Here is a 23,518-nt window from a genome sequence, read left to right as displayed (position 1 = left end):
AGATAACCCTTGCGGGCGGTGGTGCTACCCCTATAAGATTTGCGATTCTCGTTCGTCAATCGGTCATCGGGTTCCAGGGGATTTTCTTTGTTTGCCGCTCTTCCGCAAATCGTCCGGATGTTTATTCCTGCTGCGTTTCTCGTGTTTGCGTTTGCGGCGGTAATTGCGGTGATCTATTTCGCCAAACGTCGACACGCGCATCGCAAGTCGCCGCTTACTCGGCATCTCTTACGACCGCCGGGCTTCACGTTGCAGCAGAAGGCGGAGGACCTGCATGGCGACTTTATGGCGTTTTGCTGCATCGCGTGCATCATGCCACTGTACGGTGGGTTGGCCTACTTCACGCTCGATGACATGCCGAACGATCCAACGGCTCGCATGCTGCTTTGGACTGTTATGATCCTGATCTCGGAAGGTTATTGCTGGTTTCGTATCTGGAAACTCTATCCGAAATACCGGTATGCCAGGCTCGGCATGGAAGGCGAGCAAGCCGTGGGGGAAGAGTTGAACCAACTGATGCTGCATGGGTGTCGGGTCTTTCATGACGTTCCGATCGAGTATGGCAACGTCGACCATGTGGTGATCAGCAATAGTGGCGTGTTCGCGGTCGAAACGAAGATGCTCGGCGAGTTAGTCGTCGCCGAGGGGAAGAAAGAAGTTTGGGTCGACTACAACACCGGTATGCTTTGCTTCCCGGATCGCCAGGTTCCTATCCATGCGAAACAGCTGGAGACCTGTCAAAGGTCGCTGTCGAAGTTGTTGTCGCAGGCAGTGGGAACAACGATTGAAGTCGAACCGATCTTGGCACTGCCAGGCTGGTTCGTCCGGCGTAAAGGGCGGCCAACGTATTGCGTTATCAACCCGTTCAATGCCGCCAGGTTTTTCGTTCACAAACGAACCGTTCTCTCGCCCCAGTTAGTCCAGCAAATCGCTCACCAACTAGACCAACTTTGCCGCGACGTCCCGATCAACACCACGAACGAATCATCGGCCGGCTTGCAGTAGTAGCTGGGGGATGGCTTGGTGCATGTTGGCTTGCGGGATCGATGGCGTGTCGAGAGGTGGCTGCGAATTGAGTGGGGCGGCCGAACTGGTTTCTGTTGAGGGATGTCCGCGATTTGGTGGGAAGACCGCGAGGAACTCTTTTCTGCGAACGCTTTGGTTTATAATTGGCAGCGGCGGATCTATTTGGTGAATCACGTCCCTTTCATATCTGCATGCCGAATCAAACCAAACTCGTTTTAGGATTTCATGCGCCCACGTGGACCGAGCCGGCTCGGCAGCTGATGGATGGCGTGCTGCGTTATATTGAAGAGGAGCCGGCGCTGCAGATACGTGATTTCCGCTTCTCGAAAAATGATCGTGCTTACGCGGGCGATCCTCCTTGGAAGGGACAGGTCGACGGAGTCATCCTCAACGCAGCCAATGGGCCGGGGGCGGTTGCGTGGATGGAGCGGGGAGAGGTGCCGGCCATTTCAACCGCGGCCGACTTCTTTGGTACAAGTATTCCGTGTGTTAGTTCGGAAAACATTTCGATCGCGCGACTGAGCGCTCAGCATGTTGCCGACGCTGGCTACCGCTTCGCCGCTTATATTGGCAAGATAGACTACGATATTTCTCGGCAGAGATGTCGGATGTTAGAGCAGGAACTATCCGCGTACGAGATTCCTTTGCGTAGCATCGAGCTCGATACGATTCCGCGTATTGGATACGACCAGCCTGACTGCGAGGTCTCGTACAACGCTATCCTTTCGCTGCTGAATAGTTTGGACGAGCCAACGCTGATCATTTGCCTCAATGACTCGATTGCGGCGGCGGTATTAAAGTTGGCTTTAGAGACAGGGCGAAAAGTGCCGGAGCAGCTTGGCATTCTGGGGGTGGGTGATACCGATGTGATCCGTATCAGTGACCCTCCTATTTCCAGCGTGCGAGTCGATCGCGAGCAGATCGGTTACCAGGCCGCGAAGCACATGCATCGCATCTTGCGAGGAGTCGAATTGGACAAGATGTTCTATGAAGTCCCGGCCATCGATATCGCTGTCCGGCGATCGACGATGAAATGTGTTCCCGAGCTCGAAACGTATATTGACCACGCAATTGATTTCATCAAACGTCATGCGCTGGAAGGTATCCGTTTGCAGGACATTTCCGATGCCGTCAGCGTACCGCTGCGAACCCTCGAAATTGATTTCAAGCGGTCAACAGGGCGAACGATGGGGGACATGATTCAGCAGCTGCGACTCGAGCGGGCAAAGCATTTGCTCGAGACGACCGATCTTTCTACGCAGCGAATTGCGACACAAATTGGCTTCACTCACTATTCGACGCTGAGTCGTATGATGGTCCGCATGCTCGAGATGACCCCTTCGGAGTACCGAGAACGGCATCGATCGAATCAGGGGACCGATCGCTAAGCATGAAAATGCTTTGCACCAAACGCCGGCAGCTCAGACGTAAGTGGATGCGTTATTTCGAGGAGAGCTCGAAGTTAAATGTGTTGTCCCCATCCGATGTGACTTCGGCGTAAAGTTCCGATCTCTTATTAAACTCGCGAGGGATTTTCATCTGCTGAGGGTTGTCGCCGGTCGGAGCAAAACGGATCTGAACCAGGTGCTTGCCAATTAGTGCTCCGTCTTGCTGCGAAGTCAAGCGAAGCTCGTAACGACCATCCTCGCCGATCGTACCGCGTGAAGTGGTGCGTTGTTCACCTTCGGTTGGTGTGAAATTAACGGTGGCGCCGACAGGCGGTTGACCGTCAATGGTAACAGTACCGGTGACAGGAACGACATTGCCTGGCTGGCTGCATCCGCACAGTGGCGAAAGCAGGAACAGGATGAGCAACATTTTGTAGGGAATCGATGACATTATCGCGATGGCTCTTTAAAAGAATTCCCACGCTAACAACGCCGACCGTTGGCTGAAGCTTAAAGGGTTCAGCCAACGAGTCGTTGCATAGCTTGAAGCCGATGCTGCGAGAGCGTGGGAGAGGAATGGTTTTGGAATCGACAATTTAAGACGTCGGATCAACGCTTACAGCTTCGAGCCGTCGATCACTTGTCCGTCGTTGCGAACGATCAGTTGGAGCCACGTTCCATCAGGACCATTCGGATCGGTATGGTCCCGCGTGCCCGTGTCTAGAGTTTCCATCACCATATGAACACTTCCATCCGCAAACGCGAACTGAGCACCGCCAGGATGACGACTTGACCAGCCAGCGGCACACTGACCTTCGCACTTTCCACCTTCCAGATCGATGTTGATGAAGATGTCGAGATACCCAAACGAGTGAACGCTTTGTCGATTGGAACCTGCGTTGCTCATCAGTTGGGACCAAACCGGAAACTTGTCGCTACTCGTCGTCGACAGGCCTTCACCTTCACCCAGAAGAATCGAGTTGCTTGTTCCATCAGTGATGTCTTTGAACGAGCAGTCGCTGTTTTGCCAAAAAGGGCCGCCGTCGTCTCCGTCGTTGTAGAACGCCCCTTTGTTGCATTGATAGTTCGAGCGACCTAGGCCGTCGTCATTGAAATCAGCCAGAATCGAAGAAGGGCAATGAAACGCTTCGATCGATGCGCCTGCTTTGTCCGACGTAGTGGCAGACCTCGCGGTGCCGAAATCTGGGGCCATATTTTCATAGACATTGTTCTGCTCGATGAACGGCAGCAGCATCGTGCCCCATGCATGTAGATTGTTGCCACCGACATCAATCCAACCGGAAGGAAAGCTGCCGTAGGTGTCGTGATAATTGTGACAAGCCAATGCAAGTTGCTTCAGGTTGTTGGTGCAGTGCATTCGGCGAGCAGCTTCGCGTGCCTGCTGAACCGCGGGCAGAAGCAATGCAATGAGAACTCCAATGATCGCAATGACCACCAGCAGCTCCACAAGTGTAAAACCAGCATGACGACGACCGGACATATTCAACCTCGTTAGGAAATAGAAAATAAATCGATTTGCATGATGTGGTCGTACCGAGCAGCTGACAGGGGACGCCAACCGAACCGGATATGCGGTTAATCTAGTTTTGACGCTTTAATTAGCAAGATATTGCGGGAAATTGCTGGCAGCAGTTGGCGCATGAACTTCGTGACTTTTAGCGCAAGCCATCACAAGACAATAAGATACGCGGCAAAAAAACTTGTCGGGGTAGAGAACGCTCAGTTAGCCGCGCAGAGGCGATGAAGCCGAACCGTGGGGGATAGCCCAGGTGTGTTTCTGTTGGGCTGGTTTAGATTAGGGACAGCAGCGGCCTTCGCGACTTAGATCATCCGCTCGGCGTTCGTCCTCTTGAAGTTCTGGGACTTCCGAGAAACAAAGCTTGAGGCATTTCAGCAGTTGTTTATGAAACTGGGTCTGAGGTTTGGTGAGCGAGTAGAACGTCCACAGACCCTCCTTGCGGCCGACGACCAGGCCAGCGTTGCGTAGGCAAGTAAGTTGCTGCGAGACGCGGGGCTGAGAAAGTTCTAAGATATTGACGAGATCTCCGACGCAGACTTCACCTCGCAGAAGCAGGTGTAAAATGCGTAGCCGCGTGCGATCTGAAAACGCACGAAACATTTCATCGATGCCATGATTGGAAAGAACTGCTGTCGATGATTGCGTTGCTGCCGTGCTCCCTTTACCACATTTCTGGGAGCACGATCGAGATTTCGTTTTAACAGGCATTGCCGCACCTAGGCATAGATATACGAAGTTTTCCGATATCTTATGCTATACACTGCGAGCTTGGCGAGAGCGATTCGCCGATCAGGCGACCGTTTGTCAACCGAATCATTCTTTTCGCTCGTTCCGCTGCTTTGGGATCGTGAGTCACCATGACGATCGTTCGCCCTTCGGCGTTGAACTCTTGGAAAAACGTGATCACTTGAGCAGCCGTTTCGGGATCGAGATTGCCCGTCGGTTCATCTGCAAGGATAACAGCAGGATCGTTCGCAAGCATCCGCGCCAGGGCAACCCGTTGCTGTTGCCCGACACTCAGTTCACTCGGCTTGTGATGCATTCGTTCTCCGAGCCCAACCCGGTGAAGAAGCTCTTCGGCACGTGTCTGTTGTTCAGACAAGCGAATGTCGGCCAGGAACATCGGGACCTGCACGTTCTCGAGTGCCGTTAGGTAGGGCACCAGATTAAATGTCTGAAATACATAACCGATATACTGCTGACGTAATGCGGCACGTTGGTCGGCGTTCCTTTCGTAAAAGGAGTTGCCATCGATCACCACACGTCCGGACGTCGGCGAGAGCATACCTCCGAGCATGAGCAGCAAAGTGCTCTTGCCGCTTCCGCTAGGGCCGACAAGCGAGACGAAATCGCCTTGCTTGATTTCGATCGAAGCATCGACCAGGCCGGCAACTTTCTGCTTCCGTAGTGTGTAATCTTTGCTGACGTTTTCCATACACAACATGATCAGATCTCCCTAAACGTAGCGACAGGGTCGAGCATTGCAGCTCGGCGAGCAGGAAAATAGCTTGCCACAAGCGCGACCCCCACCGAGATACCGACGGCCCAAAGGGACAACGATGGCATCGGCAGGACAACGACACCTGCAAGTTGAGGCCCCATAGTGACCGCCAAGATGGTACCGATGGCAAAGCCTCCTATGCCTCCGGCGAGGCCAAGTAAGAACGCTTTGGCGAGGAACATGCGCTGGATTAGCTGCGAGCGAGCCCCCATAGCCATCAAGGTTCCGATTTCTCGGCGACGTTCCGAAACGTTGGCGAACATGAAGTTTGCGATCCCCGCGCCGCCGACGACAACAATAATTGCCACGAAGACCTGGGAGAGCCGCTCCATCATGTAATGCACTTTGACTTGCGTGTCGACCATTTGTTTGATGGTCACCACCTTTGCCTCGGGCAACAATTTATTGACTTCACCAACGAGACCCGAGGAGATCTCTTTGCAGCAGCCCACGATTTCAATGCAATTGACCACGGGGCCTTTACCGGCAAGGTCCTGTACTTTGTGCAGATGAGCGAACACGCGAGAATCGTCGACGGTACCAGTTTCCGGCAGGACTGCGATCACTCGGAATGAGGCACCGAGCAAGTCGATCGTCGCACCTTCGGTGAGACCTTGAAGCTCGGCGACATCGGCACCGATAAGAACTTCGTCTTTGGCCAAGTCTTTGATGACTCGCTTTCGGACAAGGCTTTTCTGGTCGTCTACTTCTGGTTCCGTCCCCAGATCCAGGGCGCCACAGCCGATGGGACGCGAAAAGATGCCAGCTCCTGCCCAAGCTGCTTTGGCTTGGAATTCGCTTTTGGGCAAGATTCCGGTGAAGGAATAGTTGCGGCCTCCCAGGTCAACAGGAACGCAGAGCTTAGGGGATAGGTTATCGACGCCTTGCAAGTCTGACATCGTCAGTCGCATGACATACTCTTCCGGGATAACTTCCTCGTGCATGTCGGCAGCGTAGTAGTCTTGCAGTGAAACCGACTTAGGCAGAATCAAAACGTTCGCACCTAAGCTGTCCAGCTCTCTGGCAACGGCCATTTCCGAATAATGGGTAATGTTGCGAATTGCGACGACGGTCGTAATGCCAAGGAAGATGCCCAAAAAGATGGTGACCATCTGGCTTTTTCGTTCAAACAATTCGCGCCATACAAGCGTACGGAGATTCATAACTTGGGCTCCTTGATCGTTATTTTTCCTGAGGTGGGCAAACACCGCCGGGGCAGCAACCTTCCGGACCGCAGACGCCGCCGGGGCAACAGCTTTGCTGTGCGGCCTCGATCTTGGCAACAACTTGCGCTGCCGTAGCAGTACCGTCAAAGCTGCCGATCATTTGACCTGCCGGCGAAACGAGAAGCATCGTAGCGTCGCTGATGGTTGGGTTTACTTGCAAGCTTCCCAGAAACGCCCGTTCGCGCTGATCGGCTGGATCGATCTCAATCACTACCGTCGCGGCACCAAATCGCTCGTCCGCGAGAAAGGCTTTTGCAGCATTGCGAATTTTGCTGCTGTGTGTTGTCTGGCTATTGCACACGCAGATGAGCGACAGCTTTTGTTCTTGCATCGCCTTTAGGCAGGCAGCAGTGCCATTGCTAACAATTCCCTCTTGCAGTTGATTGGCTTCGACATGATTAACCCAAGCTTTCGTGACTGCGCCGTTGGGGGCGATCGCGATTAAAAGGGGCAGGGGGGCTCGATCGGCGCCGAACAATTCCACAAGGTCGGCATTTCGTGAATCGGTCACTTGAGCACTCACGACGCTCACCGGCGAACTCATTTGCGTGGTGGCTTCCTGAATTGCCGTGTTGAACTTCTGTGTGGCGACATCGTTGTCACGCCAGAATAAAACGTACGAGAAACGTCCCGCATCGGCTGACGTTGCCAAAGTGCTTACTCCTGGTCCGCCGTTGGCATTCCAAGGGGTACTCGAAGCTTGGTCAGCGGCACTTACCGTAGCCCCAAAAGCAATTGCGAAACATAACGTCAGTGGTCCCCATTGGGCACGAAACATCGTTAGTGACATAGCGGAACTCCTTTCCAGAACGACCATTCTTTTGGGCCGTTCACAATCCTTCCTCAACAAACAAGCACGCCAACAAACGATCGTCAGCGAGAACGCCTTGTAGGCTATATTCGTCAATTCGCATATGCGAATTAAGGCACAATTTGGAATCCCAAGAAAACGGCAACAGAAGCGCAGCAGGTGCTAGTGATGAATGCTGGAACGAGAATAATCAGCCACACCATCCTGTGAGGTATGAGGCTCTGGCCAAGATATAAATCATGTTAGATTGAACGCCCCCACCTTAGAATGGAAACGCCCTGTTGGGATAGGCGCGAGCCATGGCCGTCGTCATCGTCGGCATGCCGTGCGGGATTTACAACGGAATAAAAATCTCGCTGTTAGTAACATGCGAATGTGATTGAAACCTAGCCGAAATTCACATGCCGACGAGGACAACGGCATGGCACCGAGGCATTTCAATTGAAATATTCTTCGATCACTCGTCACAGTCTCTTTTCCGATGTGTCTCTGGGGTAAGGGAGGACAATTCATGTCACACATGCAAGGTAAAGTCGCTGTCGTAACGGGCGCATCCAAGGGGATCGGCGCAGGAATCGTCAAGGAACTCGCGTCTCGCCAAGCGGCGGTCGTGGTGAACTATGCGAGGGATCGCACTGGTGCCGAAACGGTTGCTGGAGCAGTTCAAAAGGCCGGAGGCCAGGCGATCGCCATTCAGGCAAATGTTGCCAAGGAGCAGGACGTCATTCGATTATTTGAGCAGGTGACCGAAGCGTTCGGCAGGCTCGATATCCTCGTCAACAATGCCGGCGTATACCAAGAGATGTCGGTCGCGGAGTTTACCGAGGAAGAATTTCATCGGCAGATGAACGTCAATCTCTTGGGACCGCTGCTCGTGATTCGCGAGTCGCTCAAGCACTTTGGGGCAGATGGCGGAAGCATCATTAACATTGGTTCTGGGGCATCACGCTCGCACCCGCCTGGATACTCGATCTATGCTGCCAGCAAAGCTGGGCTCGATGCTGTAACTGGCGTGTTGGCCAAGGAATTAGCGCCGAGAAAGATTCGCGTAAACTCCGTCAATCCTGGAGCGACCCTCAGCCAAGGGACCAAGACTGCAGGGCTTTACGGAGTTAGTAGCGAGCTCGAAAAGCGATTGGTCTCGATGACCCCGCTGGGACGAATCGGCACGCCTAACGATATCGCCAAGGTTGTTGCATTCCTCGCGTCGAACGACTCTGGCTGGTTGACCGGTGAGGTCATCCTTGCCTCCGGTGGGTTGAAGTAACGCAATCTTTTTACACGTCGAATTAGGAGAGATTCATGAAACCTACTTTGTCAGTGTTGGCTATGTTGGCCGTGTGCCTTGGAGTGACCGAAGACAAACCTGAGAAGAATCACGCCAAAGCGAAGGCGATTGAGCAAGTTCTCGAAACCTTCTCGGGAACGTGGGAGATCGTTGACGTGCAACCGCCAGGCAGAACGAAAGATGCCAAGCGGCTCGTTTTTCGAAACGACCTAACGTATTCCGCGATCGACGCCAACAACAAGGAGTTGTGGGCTGGAACTTTTGATCTAGATCCGACAGCGACGCCGAAAGTCTGGGATCACCGCTCGAACGAATCGCAGAAGACAGGCGGCGATGCATTGGGGATTTACCAGCTTGACGGCGATCGACTAAAAGTTTGTTGCGTCGTCGGTGTCTGGAAAGAAGACCAGTGGACAGGAAAGCCACGTCCCACGGAGTTTAAGCTGCCGGCTGCCGATGTCGTGCTGGAATTGCGACGGATCAAAACTGATAAATAGTCGGAGGTGCTATGCCCACAGTCGAGCAGGCAGGGCTTGGGTAGTTGAAAGACGGGGAGTCATCGTGATTCCTTCTGCAGTGAATACATGGAGCGGAGTTCGATGTCTAGCTCGATGACAGTTAGGCTGGCAAGATTGCTTTCGTAACTCATTATTATGAGCTCCTAGAAATGTCCAATTGGAATTCCATTGTGGCGGCGTTCTTTGGCAAGGCCGATCCGGAGAATTCGTTTCGGCATTGCGTGGGAGATGGGGCGTCGCTTGATGCGATTCAGGTGACGGAGTCTGAGATCGGGATTCGTCTGCCGGATGAACTGCGTGAGTTTTATCTCAACTGCAACGGACTCGGGTTGAGTGCGGGAGATGAGCCGGATGTTCCCCGGTTCATTCGTCCCATCGAGCAGTTGCCAGCGTTTGTCAGAGAGACACGAGCTGATTTCGCGACGACGCACAGTGACTTGGCTTCGCGGTTTCTGGCATTCGTCGACTGGGAGAACGGCGACGCGATGGGTTATCTACAGCAGCCGGACAGGACGTTCTTTCCGTTCCTCGTTACGTTCCTGCACGAGCAATACCGATACGACGCGGATCAGGATCCCAACGACTTTCTGACGCCAGGCCCGGCGAGCCTGATTGAATTTCTATCGTGAGTCGATGAAGCAAGCGCGTGCAGAAACGCTGCCAGGCAATCGGAAAAGCATCGCTCCGAGACAGTCAGAAATGAGCCTCCGGTTACACTTCGCGACGACCGGTTTCAAAGACGTAGCACGTTCCATCGACAATTTTGTATCGCCCTCCCGCTTTCCAAAGTTCATAGCTGGGCGTGAGATCGATGGCGACGTCGAACCAGCCTTGCAGCAGCCAGTCGCGGAGGGTGTAGGTGGCTGCGATGCCATAACACGCTTCGGACAACGCGTAGAACCAAGGCTCATGGCACGTTTGCAATGCCAAGAGAAGTTCGTGGGCTTGATCTAAAGCGACCGCTTCTGGGCTGCTGTCGAAGTCGGACAACTCATCGCCATCTTCGACAAACTCGTAAGGCATCTCAGCAAGCCTGCGGACATCTTTCATGCGAGCTTCCTGCTGCAGCAGAATTGCAAACTGTTGGACGTCGGCTTTGGCAAGTTCGATCAGCTTGGAAGAGGGCAGGGCGTTTTGGTCTAGGGGTGAGCAGTATAAGTAAAAGTCGCCATCGTCGGTCGAGAGAACGCTCTTACCACTAAGTTGATGATCTTTAAAAAACTGCGTAAGGCGAGCGACGAATGTTTCGCCACCAGGCAGGTCGCCGAACAGTTCGGGGATTTGTTCTGGAAGGCTGTCTTTGATCAAGCCAAGGAAGAGACTTTCGTCGAATTGCTTTTCGCCAGACTTTTGTTGCTGCCAGAGCGCGAAGATGTTGTCCTCGTCGTCGGGGGAGGGGACATCATTTTGATTAGCCAGATAAGGGAAGTGTTCGATCGGCAAGTAAATGTTCACAACGATCATGTCGCTACCGCCGGGAACCATGTCCGACCCTGCTGGCCACCATCGCCGTTGATTACGCGCCCATGTTGGCCCCATCGCTTCATCTAAAGCATTCCAGCGGTCGTATAGAAGTCGTGCCTGCGCATCCCATTCAGGTGTGAACATTTGGGCCTGGCAGTCGTCGAACGTGATCGTCCACGCCTCGACAGCATCTTCTTCACCGGGACCGATGCCATCGGGCGGCAGGATCATATTTGCGGCGATGATTCCTTTTCGCCAAGTGCCAGGCAGATGTGCGACGACAGAATGGTTCGGTCGGCCAGGCATGTACGACCCGTAAACGATCAACGATTGACATAGATTGTTGGGCGTCATGTGGCAGAAAACTCACGGGATCAGAGACCTGTTTTGATGGTCACATTCTAACACCCGATCGGGGAGTTTGGCTGACCGAATTAAGTTACCAGGATATACCTCTGGCAGGGGTTTGGTTTCATCTGCAGGGTGGTTTTGTGAAGGATTCTTATTGTAATAGGGGTGATATCCCGGTATTGTTATGGTGTCAGTGGTAATCTTTTCTTTTCTTGTCTTATCTCTCTATTCTTTTCAGGCGGGGTTTTCCCATGCGCAAACAAGGTTTTACGCTAGTCGAATTGCTGGTCGTTATCGCCATTATTGGAGTGCTGATCGCATTGCTATTGCCGGCCGTGCAGCAGGCCCGTGAGGCAGCTCGACGGATGCAGTGCACCAACAACATGAAGCAGATCGCGATCGGCATGCACAACTATCACGACACGTTCAAGTCGTTCCCGTGCGGGACGTTGGCTTTGAATAGTCACCAGAGCAATGCAGAGAATAACGGTGTGTTCTACAAGGGAATGATTGGCTGGCCGGCAATGATGTTGAGCTTCGTCGAAGCCAATAATCTAGCCGACCGGATCGACTTCAGCAGAAAAGCATGGACGAGCGAAAAGGCTGATTCTTACTTCAGCGACTGGGGTTCGGATGGGGACACGGCCAATCAGTTTGCCGCGCAGAACATGCCACCCACGTTTGTATGTCCGAGTGCTGCGCGTCGTGGACCTGCGAACGAGTTCAAAGACTACGCGATGAACGCCGGCAACGCGGGAAGTAGCTGTTGCCCGGAACGTGCCCTGCGATTTAACGGCATTGGGTACAAGAACAGCGGAGTCGATTTCAGCATGATCACTGACGGTACGACCAATACGTTTCTGCTGCTGGAACAAAAGCACAACAACGACGAACAAACGATCACCGATCGTGGTGCGGCGACCAATCCGTTTTTCTGGGTCAATCACAACTCGGAAGGCCTGACAATCTCGCATCAAGGCGGAACCAGTTTTCCTCCGAACGTAGTGATTGACGGCGTGGCATGTCGTACATCGCGTAGCGATCACCCCGGCGGTGTTTTGGCAGCCATGTGCGACGGCAGCGTGACGTTCATTCCAGAAACGATTGCCCGCGACCCATGGCGAGCATTGCATACCCGTGATGGTAACGAAGTGGTGAGGCTTCCTTAAGCTTCCGCTGGAGAGTGTCTCAGGCCTGCCTGAGGTTGTTTCGTTATCACCAACCCATGGGATTGCTCCATCATGAAAACCAACGCGCATTCGTTCTTATTGCTGTTGGCCATCGTGCCAATGGCTCTTGCTTTCACCGCTTGTGGCGGCAACGATTCAGGCTTGTATCAAGTCAAAGGGCAACTGACTCACGAAGGTGAACCAATCCCCGGGATGAAGGTCTATTTCATCCCGGAAGATACGGCCAACCATCCTGAAAGTTATGCAACGACCGATGAAGATGGCCGTTTTGAAATGAAGGTGGTCAACACGCCAGGCGTTGCGCCGGGAGTGCATACCGTTTACGTCCAAGATCCTGCCGCGGTGCAGGGGGGCAAGACGAGCACGAAGCCGGCTTACCTGGCCGTGTTGAAGAAGTATGGCAAGGAAGAGACTTCGCCATTCACGATCACCGTCGAAGAAGATATGACCGACTTGGAATTGAAGTTGGATTAAGTTTACCAATGAGAAACAAGCACAAGCAAACGCGTGATGGCTTGTGCTTGTGGCGTGGAACCGCCGATTTCCTGTTTTGTGAAATCATCATCAATCGCTTCTGATCGGCGAAGGAAAATAGGTGATTTCCTTCCGGAGGAGTTGTAAGCTTGAGGTGCGTCTCGTTTACGGCAACCACTTGTTTACGGTTCTAGGAGAAGGCATCTAATGCGCCGATCACGCTTCTTTGCAACAATGGGCATCGCGCTTGTCAGTGCGGTGTTCGCAGCCGCTTCGTTAAAAGCGGCTGACAAGCCAAACATTCTTGTGATTTGGGGAGATGACATTGGCATTCCTCAGATCAGCGTCTATTCGCACGGGATGATGGGTTATCAAACGCCCAACATCGATCGTATTGCGAAGGAAGGGGTTTACTTCACCGACGCCTATGGGCAGCAAAGCTGTACTGCAGGTCGGGCCAGTTTCATCCTGGGGCAAGAACCTTTTCGTACCGGGCTGCTGACCATCGGCATGCCTGGCGATCCGCACGGGATTACGGAATGGATGCCGACGCTGGCCGACGCGTTAAAAACGCAGGGCTACGCGACAGGGCAGTTCGGCAAGAATCATCTTGGCGACCAAGACAAGCACTTACCGACCAATCATGGCTTCGACGAGTTCTTTGGAAATCTCTATCACTTGAATGCGGAAGAAGAGCCAGAAGGTTACTTTTACCCGAAGGATCCCGAGTTTCTGGAAAAGTATGGTCCGCGCGGAGTGATCAAGTCGTCGGCCGATGGAAAGATCGAAGACACCGGGCCGCTCAATACGAAGCGTATGGAAACGGTTGATGAAGAGTTTCTGGCGGCTGGCAAAGACTTCATTGAGCGACAAGCGAAAGCCGACAAGCCGTTCTTTGTTTGGTTCAACTCGACCAGAATGCATGTCTTTACGCATCTGAAGAAAGAATCGCTCGGCAAGACCGGGAAGGGGATTCATGCCGATGGGATGGTCGAGCATGACGGCCACGTTGGGCAGCTGCTCGATCTGTTAGATGAACTGAAAATTGCCGACAACACGATCGTGATTTACAGCACCGACAATGGTGCCGAAATTGCATTGTGGCCAGATGGCGCGATGACGCAGTTCCATGGTGAAAAAGGAACTACGTGGGAAGGTGGTTTTCGTGTTCCGATGATGATTCGTTGGCCAGGCGTGGTGAAGCCAGGAACGATCTCCAACGAGATCGTATCGAATCTCGACTGGTTTCCAACACTATGTGCCGCTGCTGGTATGCCGGATGTGAAAGAGAAGCTTGCCGAAGGAACGAATTTGAACGGGAAGGATTTTAAAGTTCACTTGGACGGCTACAACTTGATGCCTTACTTGAAGGGTGATCAAGAGAAAGGGCCGCGCGAGCAGATTTACTACTTCGACCAAAGTGGCAATTTAAACGCAGTGCGCTGGAACGACTGGAAGGTGAGCTTTGCCGTCAACGCAGGAGGCAACATCGCGACGTCGACACGTGAAGAGCCGGCTTGGGCTGGGATTACGAACCTGCGAATGGATCCGTACGAGCGAGCGCTAGAAGAAGGGGGCGGCTACTGGACATGGTATGCCAAGCAGATGTGGTTGCTGGTTCCGATCCAACAGCAGATCAAAAACTTCTTCGCTGACTTCAACGACTACCCCTATCAAACAGGCTCGTCGTTGAATGCGGCCGGAATCAACTACGGCATGCTACAGCGGCAAGACGCAATCGAACGATTGAAGAACCTCGAATCGTTGAAGCCTCGCTAAACATTCAGCGTTCGCTTGGAAACAAGTGACATGCAAAATTGGTCAACGTTTTATCGGCACGGGCAATTTGTCCGTGCCGATTTTGTTTCCATTGGGAGCATTAAGAGGCGCAGATTGAGCTCTATTGGTGAGGAAGCGACCGCTTGTCCGGGGATACGTTCGATTGGGGCAGGTTGGTCGGAGCCATCGCTTCAGAAGATTCACTTCCGAGAAATCCTTGAGTCTGCGCACGCAATTTGCGATTCTAGAAAGGGCAATGCATTTTTAGGGGCATCTGCCTTCGGAACCTCAGGAAGAATTTTATGTGGAAACAACTTTTGCTCTCTGCTGTGGTGCTATTCATTGTGGGAAGTGCCGAGGCTTTGTTCGCGCAAGACTTTGGGACGCAAGATCCGCGATACACGACCACTCCGCCTGAGTACACGACGACACCACCTCAATACACGACGACGCCTGAGCGGTATACGACCACTCCGGCCGAGTACACCACAACACCTCCGGCTTATGTGCCGCAAGCCGACACGGTACCGGATGACGACGACATAGACTTTCCCGGCGGTGGCCGAGACGATGACGATTTCGGCTTCGGAGACGGACTAGGAGATGGCTTCGACGACGATAGCGACTTGCCGATCGACGTGGAAGACTTTGTGGATGACTATGCCCAAAACGTTTTGTTGTTCGATGAGGACGAATCGGGCGAATTCGTGGAAGAGTTTGAATCGGCGACGATTGCGCTAGGTCTTGATCCAGCGACGATTACCGTCGATACGGCCGAAGAAATCTTGTGGCTGATGTCTTTGGGAATGATCTGAGGTGGAAGCTCGTTAGGCTTTCGATGCACAGAGAGGAATATGGCGACAGGCCTAAGTCGTATTTCGCATCTGAAAATAGCCAGTTTGTGTTAGCGAAAAAGCTCCCTTGAACTTTTCTCGGGTAAGGAACTTTTTTCCAACGAGAAGATCAAGAGCGGGAGATTTGGTGTCTAGGTCCAGCCCGTTGAAGCAGAGCATTTCACCTGGCTGCATCTGGAAAATCCGAAACGTTTTAAGAACACTTTTTTCGGCCGTAGACATCATATTTCGATCTTGCCACAGATAAAGGGAAGCGTTGCGTCAGAATTACTTGTGAAGACGGAAGTCTAAGCGTCTGGCTGTTCCCTGCGCACGCGTCGTTTTTCGCGTTTCTCCTCCGCTTTGCGTTTCTTTTCCGATTCGCGTCGGCGTTTTTCGATGGTATTCTGATTTTTGGCCACGGTTCCTCCGATCGACTCAGGTCGGTTCGATGGCATGCGCGCGTAGATATTACGCCGACGATCATGCCATCGAAAAATTCACTCTGGTTCAGATGTAGAAACGCGCGACGTGATTAATATCGTCGACCGCCGCCTCCGCCGCCGCCGTAGCCTCGTCCGCCACCGCCGCCATAGCCGCCGCGACCACCACCACCGCCGCCGCCACGATTTTCACGCGGTTTGGCTTCATTTACGGTCAGGCTGCGGCCGCCTTGCATGGATTCGTTCAGGCCTTCGATGGCAGCTTGAGCATCTTCATCCGAGCCCATTTCGACGAAAGCGAAACCTTTGCTTCGGCCGGTATCACGATCGGTAATGACCTGTGCTTCACGCACTTCACCAAACTGTCCGAACAACTGTTCGAGGTCTGCCGTGCTAACGTCGTAGTTTAGATTGCCGCAATAAAGTTTTTTACCCAACGTGATTCTCCAATATTGAGTACCGGGGAGATGGCACAATGCCGAGCCCGCGAAACAAAGAGGTGACCGCTACAGTGCGGTGCAAAAAGGCGGGACGGGCGAAAGAGCGTCGGGGACCAACCCTTTTTGAGAAGGGGTGAAAGCTTTGTCACGATCGACTGACCTACCGGGCATAAGTGTACGCGTTAAGCTGCGAATTAGATAGGTCTAAACTGAAACTAATTTTGACGACTGTGGTATCCGTTGATCGAAAGCGGAACGGTAGAACGAGGCGCCTACTCCAAAAACGCCCTTAGGGGATCCGCATTTTGCTTTTGAGAAATGCGACGACTTCTTCGTTGTAAGCTTCGTCGTCGAACTTCTGGTCGCCATGATCGGCGCCAGGGACGACGACTAGTTTGCTTTCCACTCCTTTGGCTTTCAGCCAGGCGTCCAGCAGGATGCTTTGCGAGATCGGCACGCGGGCATCTTGATCGCCATGAAAGATCAGAAACGGTGGCGTTTTCGGGCTGACGTAATGTGTCGGGGAAGCTGCCGTCGCGACGTCTGGCCGCTTTAATGGCGAGTGCCCCAGGAATCGGGCCTCGGGAGAGACATCGTTTTCGTAATCGATCTCGTCTCGCTTTCCCTGCAACACTAATAGATCGCTGGGGCCGTAAAAGTTAACGATGCCCACAATGCCGGTCGCCGGCTTGCTGTGCGGGGAATAGAACTCTGGAACCGCGTGGTGGGTGCTTGCCCCGACGAGCGATGCGAGGTGCCCTCCGGCAGAAGTTCCCATGACGACGACACGCGTCGGATCGAGGCCGTATTGGTCGCTGTTGCTGAGAACGAACGAGATTGCATCATTGCAATCTTGAATTTGCGCAGGGAACTGGGCCTGACCGGAAAGTCGGTATTCGATGGAAACGAACGCGATGCCTTGTTCCAGGATGCGTGCGGTCATTTGATCGAAACGGTGCAGGTCGTTTGCTTTGTTACCTCGCATCCAAGCACCGCCATGAATCCAAATGGCGATCGGCATCTTCTGATTCGCCTTCGCCGGCGGAAGCAGCAAGTCGAGTTTCAGTTCGATGTCGTCCACCTTTTTGAAAACGACATCGCTCACATACCGAACTCCTTCAGGCAGCTTCTCCTGAATGAAATTCACGTCGAGAATCGGTGGTGCATATGCGCGAGACCGACCGCCGTTCTCGCGCCCGCGCGATTGTCGCGAACGCTCAGGGCTTCGGTCCGTATTGCCCGGCCGCTGGGCAAAGGCATGTAGATCGACGAAGCAAAGGGTGAGTAGTAATGTACAGCCAAGGGTGCGAATCAACGTGGGCATCTATATTTATTCAGCAGGTTCTGTTTCAGCGACTTCTTCAATCGACTCTTCGGCAATTTCAGGTTGGACTTCTGCTTTGTCATTGAGGAAGAGCTCGTTGAATTCTTTCTCGTAGTGACCTTCACCGTAGACCAATTCACCCCCTTGGTAACCAACGATTGAAACGCATAAAGCGACCAGGCAAGAGCCAATGAACCAGGCCAGGATCTTCTTTTCCTTACCGGTTTCACTTTTCACGGCTGAGTAAGCGATGGGAACCAAAAGCAGAGAACCAACCGCCACGACCACACCCAACCAGCGATGACGATCGATATTGTTGGCCAGCGAGAAATTGAGGCCGTATCCTTCGTGGACAGCGTAGGCCCAGCCGGACAGACATGCCCCGCAAGCGCCCAGTGCACCAACCCACAAGCAATGAAACGCGGCCGACTCGAATGAAGGCCCGCCGTAGCGGGACAGAACGAGGAAAATGACCGAGATCGAAAGCAAGCCAACAGGGAAGTGAGTCATCGCAGGATGGAACAAGCCTTGGAAAATCCAAACCTTCTCAGGCGTACTCATCTCGGCGACGGAATCGGCGGCGTCGACTTTCTCGGGATCGACTTCAACTTCAACCGTTTCCCAGTCGAAGTCAGCACCTTCTTCAATCCATGTTTTGATGGTGGCCAACTCAGGACCGGTAAGCCCTTTGCCGTGCGGCGAGTTTGGAGGTGGCATCTTCAGCGAGGGATCGTCGGTGATGAGGTAGTCGTTCCAGAGCGAACTGTTCTCGATGTCGCCTGCTTCGATGTAATAGAACATCGTCTCTTCATCGTCGACACGGAAGTCGTTCTTGGCCTCGTCAGGGCCGTGACATTCCAGGCAGCGCAGTTTCAAGATCGGCTGAACGTCCTTGCGAAAGTCGACCAGTTTCTCGGCTTGCAGAAATGGCGTGGTGATCAGAGCGAACAGTATTCCAAATAATATGCGCTGGTGCATCGAAGCTTCCTGATTGTCGATTGGCGATCGCAGTCTTAGAGGCAGGCAGATTAAGAACTGCGTTTTTATCGAGCAATTTCACGTTTGAAAATCCACCTCCGAAAGTAATGAGGCGGTGCAGCGTCTGAAATTACTCTTCCGTTGCCGCCACTTTTCTCGGCCTAAAGCAAGAAAAACGGAGCACTTTTATTGGGAAGGCGGGAATACCTGCCGCAAGGCAGGCGAGTAAGGCAGGGAAGCAGTCGACGAATCGTTCCCAACTGCTTTCCTTCATTTTTTCACGCCTGACCGCTGGTGGCAAGCGCGATTTGCTCAGGAAGGAAGAAAGTTAACCTCGGCGGCAAAAATGACTCAATTGATTTGCTATTTGTGACTTACGACGCGTTGATTTGTTGCGATTCGGACATCGGCCAAGCGAACCGCGTCAGTTTGGTCTGGCCAGATGACTGGCCAATTTTGTTCCGTTACGGGCAGAGAATCAGGCCCATTTGCTAGCGGATCCAGCGTTGATGGCAGGCTAATTGCCCGTGCCATCGGAATATTTTCGCCAAAATCTGTGACTGTTAACCAACCCACAATCGGCAATCTTTCTCTAACTTGCCGATAAGAGAAACAGGGCAATAGCTTTCTCGTTGCAGAGAGCTGCGAACTAGGGGCGGGGCAGGGGCCTCGCTGGGGAAACATGGATGTGGAGTAGGCATGGTGTCTGGTAATCATTCCAGTGGCAGAAACGCAGAGCGGCAGAAGCATGACTCCTGGCGGCAACAGCTCGCGGACTTCTTGAATATCTCCAGCGGGTGCCGCTTCTCGATCATGGCCCTGATTCTGCTGGCGACGATCGTACCTGTCTCGCGCTTTGCATTACCGCTTCTGCTCGAGAACGGTTTGTTGCTGGATGGCTTCACACAAGCGATCCTTGCTTCGTTCTCGTGGTATGTGACCACCGCGATGCTATTCCTGCAAATTCGGATTGCGCTGGCTCACGGCCCCGAACGATTCACGTGGTGGAACGAACTCTCCGGAGAACGATCCGACCGCCAACCTCGCAACTTGGCCGACCTCATGGAAGCATCCCATCGCCGCGGCGCTGGATGGCCGGCGTGGCTATGGCTGTTGTGGGTCTTGTTTCCGATGCCGGCGCTAACGATGGTTGCCGACTTCAATCTGCGCGTGAACAACACCTTCATCACGGTAGAAAGCTTGTACGGTGGTTTCCTGGCTGGGGGATTGTTGGCAACGGTCGCGTTGATGCTTCTAAGCTTCTTACGAAAGTATGTTTTGCCGGGCGTCGTTCCGCTGCGTGGGATCTTTCCTTTTGAGTGCCTGCACCATCTGCATGACAACTTGCTTGATAACCCCGACGAAGTCGCCAAGCTTCCACGCGGCATCGCGGTACTGCTGGCACGCGTCGGATTGGTGCGTGGGCCAGGCTACTCGATTCGTGATCCCAAGGGGGTCGAACGTCCTTTGGCCGGTCACTTGGAACTGGCGTTGTTGTTGTTTTTACTACTGGTCATCACCTTTGGCCTGGGGATTTTCGAGCATGTCCTGATGCCAGGCAATACGCTTGCCAAGATGATTCCGACGGTCGGCCACTTCGCATTGATGGTAGCGATCCTCTCGACGTTTACTTCCGGGATGGCGTTCTGGCTGGACCGATTTCGTGCATCGACTATTTTGGCGGCCATGTGTTTGGCACTCGCATTGTTCTTGTCTCGTGACTACGAGTTTGAAGTTCAGAAGTCGCCCACGCCGGGGCCAACGCTTGTCGATTCAATTGCGGCAAAGCAGATTCCTCGTAGCCGATCGAACGACCCGCGAGAACGCGACCAACGAACATTGATCGTTGTGACCGCTCCTGGGGGCGGTATCCATGCTTCGGCTTGGTCTGCCGAGGTTTTAACGCGACTCGATGAACGATGGCCTGGCACGTTCCGCAAATCACTGGGGCTGATCAGTTCGGTCTCGGGCGGGAGTGTTGGTTCGATGTATTACATGGACGCGATCAGCTCGGAAGAAAACCCAGTCTCGATGGAAGAAGTTCGCGAGCGTTCCAAGTCATCGACATTGGAGCCGATCTTCTTCGCGGCGACATTCCACGATTTGCTTCCGCTGACACCATTTGATCGGGGACATGCGGCGGAGCACTTCTGGGACATCATCCTGCGAACCAAGCGAGGCGATTCGCCAACGCTCGGAAAATGGGGTGAGCTGGCCGGCCAAGGGAAATTACCGGTGATGGTTTTCAATGCGACCGATGTCAAGTCGGGCCGACGCGTGTTGTTAGGATCGACTGCCGTTCGAGATCAAGACCACGTTCACTCGACACATGACTCTGCTTCGACCGAGCACACTTGCGCATACGATCTGCGTCAAAGTCAGCTCGACATGAAGGTGGCGACGGCAGTTCGCTTGTCTGCTTCTTTCCCTTACGTAACTCCCATCAGTCGTCCCGCGGCCGACGAAAATGGGGAAGACATAATGCCGGCCGTTCGGATGGGTGATGGTGCCTACGCCGACAACGATGGCATCATGACGGCATTAGAATCGGTGAATCAACTGATCGACAAGTTCAGCAAGATGCCACCAGAGCAGCGTCCGTTCGATCGGATCTTGATGATCAATATTGATAACTATGGAACAAGCACCGATCACGTCGAGTTCGCCGAATCAGGCGGCAAAGTTGAAGCCCTCAGCTATGCCACGCTAGGGCCGCTACTTGGCTTGAGCAATGTCCGTGGTGCGTCGCAGGCAGAACGTGGTCGATTGGAAGTCAGCCTGCTGAAAGATCGAACGGTTACCGAGCAGGAAGTGATGTGGGTGCTGCGGCAATTTGGATCACGCCGCGGACGTGGGCCATCGACGCCGAAGGAGCCCTCTCATTCCGAAATGGCAGGTCATTTGCCGATCAGTAAGTTGGCAGAACAAAAAGCGATGCAGCGGATGTCCCGCTTGGGGGCCGAGCAGTCTGACAATCCGAGCGAACCACAGCCTGGTCGAGAACGATCCACGCAGGTTGTTTCTCGTCAGCGCGATGGCCAATCGGACCGCTGGAACAAAGGACCGGGGCTGTACCCGATTCAGTTCCAAGTGGTCAGCATTCCTTACATGGCCGAAGGGGAACCGCCACTTTCGTGGAAGCTAAGTGCTCAGCAGATGCGAACGTACACCCAAGCATGGAAACAGTTGGAAGCGGAAGCGGAGAAGTGGGAAAAACCTTCTGAGGAGCATTGGGACGAGGAAGGGGCGATGCCGCCGCTTTGCCTCATCGAGCAATGGCTTGGCCCACCAGGAGAAGAGTCGCAAGACTGGTCGCTTGCCAATCGGCCCGATCGTGTTCAAACAAGATAACGTTTCGATCTCTTCGAATGAGAAAAAGGCCCGGGCGATATTTTCGCTCGGGCCTTTTTCGTGGCAGACGTTGCCATGGCGCTGACGTCTACCACTTATCAAGATCGCACACCTGGGAGGGCGGGCGGTTGTTTTTCGTCGTTAGTTATCGACGGTGATCGTAGGAAGATCAATGGTGAAGCCCTCGAACCCATTCAGCAGGCCGAGAACCAAAAGGATGACCAGGCCTATCATTAAAATGCTGGCCAAACCGCTCAGTGGAGCGAAGTAAGCAGGGTAGGGGCCATCTGCAGGACGCGATGCGTACCCGTAACTGGCGCCACTAAAAGCAACAAGCATCACCACCAGCAAGATAATCATCCAAAACAACATTTTGCTTCTCCTCGTATGTGTTCCTGGCTCGGGCTGTGGTAATGACTTGGTCACCGCCGCGAGGCACTCTTCTGAATTGCTGCAGCCGATCAGTTGCAAGTGGCGTGCCATTTCTAACGGATCAATTTTCAGGAATCTGAGTGAATTCTCTGGATGAGATGAAGCTAATGTGAAATCGAACTGGTATACCGAGGTGGAATGGTTACCATCGATGTCTCGGCATCCTGTCCTCTTGTCTGTTTACGGCCAACGCTGCGCCTCCATGTCAGAAAACATAATTGAAGTCCACGATCTTCATAAAACGTATCGTGAAGGTCTCTTTCGGCGAAAAGCGGTCAACGCATTGCGAGGCGTTTCGCTGTCGGTGCCGCGCGGTTCGATCTTTGGTTTGCTAGGCCCGAACGGGGCAGGGAAGACGACATTGATCAAAGTACTGCTCGGGCTCGTGCGGAAATCTTCCGGCGAAGGTTCGATGCTGGGACGCCCTTTGGGTGATCGCCAAGGACGCACGAAGGTTGGCTACCTGCCAGAGCATCACCGCTTTCCTCGTCATTTGACCGGTAACGCGGCGATGGTCTATTACGGCGGGCTAAGCGGATTGAGCAAACGAGAAGTCTTAAGTAAGCGTCCTGGTCTATTGGAACGCGTCGGACTCTCGAAGTGGGGGCAGACGCCAGTTCACAAATACTCCAAAGGGATGCAGCAGCGGCTGGGGATTGCTCAGGCTCTTCTGCATAATCCAGAGCTGTTGATCTTGGACGAACCAACCGATGGGGTCGATCCTGTCGGCCGCGCGGATGTTCGACGATTGCTGAAAGACCTGCGAGAAGATGGCACGACCATCTTTCTTAATAGCCACCAGCTTCAAGAGATCGAAATGGTTTGTGACCAAGCCGCGATCTTGGCTTCCGGCCGAATGCAGAAGATGGGCTCAATTGATGAGATTACCAAGCACCCCAATGCTCGGATTGAGTTCGTTCTCAAAGGTTCTCTCGACGACATGCAGTACGCATTGACATTCGCCGAGACCGAGCCTTGGGAAACCGATGGTGATCATCTGGCCCGAGTCATCGTTTCTGCTGAAGCTCAATCTGATTTGAACCGCTGTGTCGATGCACTGCGAGATAAGGGAATCGACATCCTGGAGATGCGACGACTTCGCACGAGCCTGGAAGATGCCTTCTTGAATATTGTCTCTGCCGAAACGGTCGAGTAAGCCCC

Annotated in this window: 22 protein-coding genes; 11 read left to right on the top strand and 11 right to left on the bottom strand. The window is 53.4% G+C overall.

From position 1 onward, the window contains the following. Positions 1-87: 87 nt before the first annotated feature. Together LA756_RS09240 and LA756_RS09235 are read left to right on the top strand one after the other, a co-directional pair. Positions 88-1,005 (top strand): nuclease-related domain-containing protein, encoded by a 918-nt coding sequence (locus tag LA756_RS09240; protein ID WP_224439586.1) that lies wholly within the window; start codon positions 88-90, stop codon positions 1,003-1,005. A gap of 212 nt (positions 1,006-1,217) precedes the next feature. Then, positions 1,218-2,414, top strand: coding sequence for a substrate-binding domain-containing protein (locus LA756_RS09235; protein ID WP_224439585.1), 1,197 nt, complete (start codon positions 1,218-1,220; stop codon positions 2,412-2,414). 52 nt (positions 2,415-2,466) lie between these two features. Here LA756_RS09235 and LA756_RS09230 read toward each other — a convergent pair whose 3' ends face one another. The 6 genes from LA756_RS09230 to LA756_RS09205 all read right to left on the bottom strand — a co-directional run bounded on the left by LA756_RS09230 (position 2,467) and on the right by LA756_RS09205 (position 7,471). After that, positions 2,467-2,865 (bottom strand): Ig-like domain-containing protein, encoded by a 399-nt coding sequence (locus LA756_RS09230; RefSeq protein ID WP_224439584.1) that lies wholly within the window; start codon positions 2,863-2,865, stop codon positions 2,467-2,469. A gap of 165 nt (positions 2,866-3,030) precedes the next feature. Further along, positions 3,031-3,915: a DUF1559 domain-containing protein gene (locus tag LA756_RS09225; RefSeq protein WP_224439583.1), complete on the bottom strand. Its 885-nt coding sequence runs from the start codon at positions 3,913-3,915 to the stop codon at positions 3,031-3,033. A gap of 315 nt (positions 3,916-4,230) precedes the next feature. Next, positions 4,231-4,554 (bottom strand): metalloregulator ArsR/SmtB family transcription factor, encoded by a 324-nt coding sequence (locus LA756_RS09220; protein ID WP_224439582.1) that lies wholly within the window; start codon positions 4,552-4,554, stop codon positions 4,231-4,233. A gap of 148 nt (positions 4,555-4,702) precedes the next feature. Beyond that, positions 4,703-5,398: an ABC transporter ATP-binding protein gene (locus LA756_RS09215; protein WP_224439581.1), complete on the bottom strand. Its 696-nt coding sequence runs from the start codon at positions 5,396-5,398 to the stop codon at positions 4,703-4,705. 2 nt (positions 5,399-5,400) lie between these two features. Further along, positions 5,401-6,618 carry an ABC transporter permease gene (locus tag LA756_RS09210; RefSeq protein WP_224439580.1) on the bottom strand — a complete coding sequence of 406 codons (1,218 nt, stop codon included), beginning with the start codon at positions 6,616-6,618 and terminating at the stop codon, positions 5,401-5,403. 19 nt (positions 6,619-6,637) lie between these two features. Next, positions 6,638-7,471: a hypothetical protein gene (locus LA756_RS09205; protein ID WP_224439579.1), complete on the bottom strand. Its 834-nt coding sequence runs from the start codon at positions 7,469-7,471 to the stop codon at positions 6,638-6,640. 532 nt (positions 7,472-8,003) lie between these two features. On the opposite strand from LA756_RS09205, the gene LA756_RS09200 reads away from it, so the two are divergent. The 3 genes from LA756_RS09200 to LA756_RS09190 all read left to right on the top strand — a co-directional run bounded on the left by LA756_RS09200 (position 8,004) and on the right by LA756_RS09190 (position 9,927). Then, positions 8,004-8,759 carry an SDR family NAD(P)-dependent oxidoreductase gene (locus tag LA756_RS09200; RefSeq protein WP_224439578.1) on the top strand — a complete coding sequence of 252 codons (756 nt, stop codon included), beginning with the start codon at positions 8,004-8,006 and terminating at the stop codon, positions 8,757-8,759. 35 nt (positions 8,760-8,794) lie between these two features. After that, positions 8,795-9,277, top strand: coding sequence for a TIGR03067 domain-containing protein (locus LA756_RS09195; protein WP_224439577.1), 483 nt, complete (start codon positions 8,795-8,797; stop codon positions 9,275-9,277). Positions 9,278-9,447: 170 nt separating this feature from the next. Then, positions 9,448-9,927: an SMI1/KNR4 family protein gene (locus tag LA756_RS09190; RefSeq protein ID WP_224439576.1), complete on the top strand. Its 480-nt coding sequence runs from the start codon at positions 9,448-9,450 to the stop codon at positions 9,925-9,927. Positions 9,928-10,009: 82 nt separating this feature from the next. Here the strand turns inward: LA756_RS09190 and LA756_RS09185 are convergent, their stop codons facing one another. Next, a complete protein-coding gene (locus tag LA756_RS09185) occupies positions 10,010-11,116 on the bottom strand; it encodes a hypothetical protein (RefSeq protein ID WP_224439575.1) in 1,107 nt (368 codons plus the stop codon). Positions 11,117-11,364: 248 nt separating this feature from the next. Here LA756_RS09185 and LA756_RS09180 point away from each other — a divergent pair, with 248 nt between their 5' ends. The 4 genes from LA756_RS09180 to LA756_RS09165 all read left to right on the top strand — a co-directional run bounded on the left by LA756_RS09180 (position 11,365) and on the right by LA756_RS09165 (position 15,371). After that, positions 11,365-12,282 carry a DUF1559 domain-containing protein gene (locus LA756_RS09180; RefSeq protein WP_224439574.1) on the top strand — a complete coding sequence of 306 codons (918 nt, stop codon included), beginning with the start codon at positions 11,365-11,367 and terminating at the stop codon, positions 12,280-12,282. 72 nt (positions 12,283-12,354) lie between these two features. Further along, on the top strand, positions 12,355-12,777 hold the full coding sequence (locus LA756_RS09175; RefSeq protein WP_224439573.1) for a carboxypeptidase-like regulatory domain-containing protein: 423 nt from the start codon (positions 12,355-12,357) through the stop codon (positions 12,775-12,777). 207 nt (positions 12,778-12,984) lie between these two features. Continuing rightward, a complete protein-coding gene (locus LA756_RS09170; protein WP_224439572.1) occupies positions 12,985-14,556 on the top strand; it encodes an arylsulfatase in 1,572 nt (523 codons plus the stop codon). 302 nt (positions 14,557-14,858) lie between these two features. After that, entirely contained in the window at positions 14,859-15,371 is a 513-nt protein-coding gene (locus LA756_RS09165; RefSeq protein ID WP_224439571.1) for a hypothetical protein, read from the top strand. Positions 15,372-15,924: 553 nt separating this feature from the next. Here LA756_RS09165 and LA756_RS09160 read toward each other — a convergent pair. The 3 genes from LA756_RS09160 to LA756_RS09150 all read right to left on the bottom strand — a co-directional run bounded on the left by LA756_RS09160 (position 15,925) and on the right by LA756_RS09150 (position 18,574). Beyond that, entirely contained in the window at positions 15,925-16,269 is a 345-nt protein-coding gene (locus LA756_RS09160; RefSeq protein WP_224439570.1) for an RNA-binding protein, read from the bottom strand. A 292-nt stretch (positions 16,270-16,561) separates the two neighbouring features. Then, positions 16,562-17,596, bottom strand: a complete 1,035-nt coding sequence (locus tag LA756_RS09155; RefSeq protein ID WP_224439569.1) for an alpha/beta hydrolase — start codon at positions 17,594-17,596, stop codon at positions 16,562-16,564. A gap of 6 nt (positions 17,597-17,602) precedes the next feature. After that, on the bottom strand, positions 17,603-18,574 hold the full coding sequence (locus tag LA756_RS09150) for a c-type cytochrome domain-containing protein (protein WP_224439568.1): 972 nt from the start codon (positions 18,572-18,574) through the stop codon (positions 17,603-17,605). 699 nt (positions 18,575-19,273) lie between these two features. On the opposite strand from LA756_RS09150, the gene LA756_RS09145 reads away from it, so the two are divergent. Next, positions 19,274-21,925 carry a patatin-like phospholipase family protein gene (locus LA756_RS09145; protein WP_224439567.1) on the top strand — a complete coding sequence of 884 codons (2,652 nt, stop codon included), beginning with the start codon at positions 19,274-19,276 and terminating at the stop codon, positions 21,923-21,925. A 141-nt stretch (positions 21,926-22,066) separates the two neighbouring features. On the opposite strand, the gene LA756_RS09140 is transcribed toward LA756_RS09145, so the two are convergent. Next, positions 22,067-22,297, bottom strand: coding sequence for a hypothetical protein (locus LA756_RS09140; RefSeq protein WP_224439566.1), 231 nt, complete (start codon positions 22,295-22,297; stop codon positions 22,067-22,069). Between the two features lie 262 nt (positions 22,298-22,559). On the opposite strand from LA756_RS09140, the gene LA756_RS09135 reads away from it, so the two are divergent. Continuing rightward, positions 22,560-23,513 (top strand): ABC transporter ATP-binding protein, encoded by a 954-nt coding sequence (locus LA756_RS09135; protein WP_224439565.1) that lies wholly within the window; start codon positions 22,560-22,562, stop codon positions 23,511-23,513. Positions 23,514-23,518 lie beyond the last annotated feature (5 nt).

The organism is Bremerella sp. TYQ1, from assembly GCF_020150455.1.
Lineage (GTDB): Bacteria > Planctomycetota > Planctomycetia > Pirellulales > Pirellulaceae > Bremerella > Bremerella volcania_A.
This window is presented reverse-complemented; position numbering and strand designations above follow the sequence as displayed.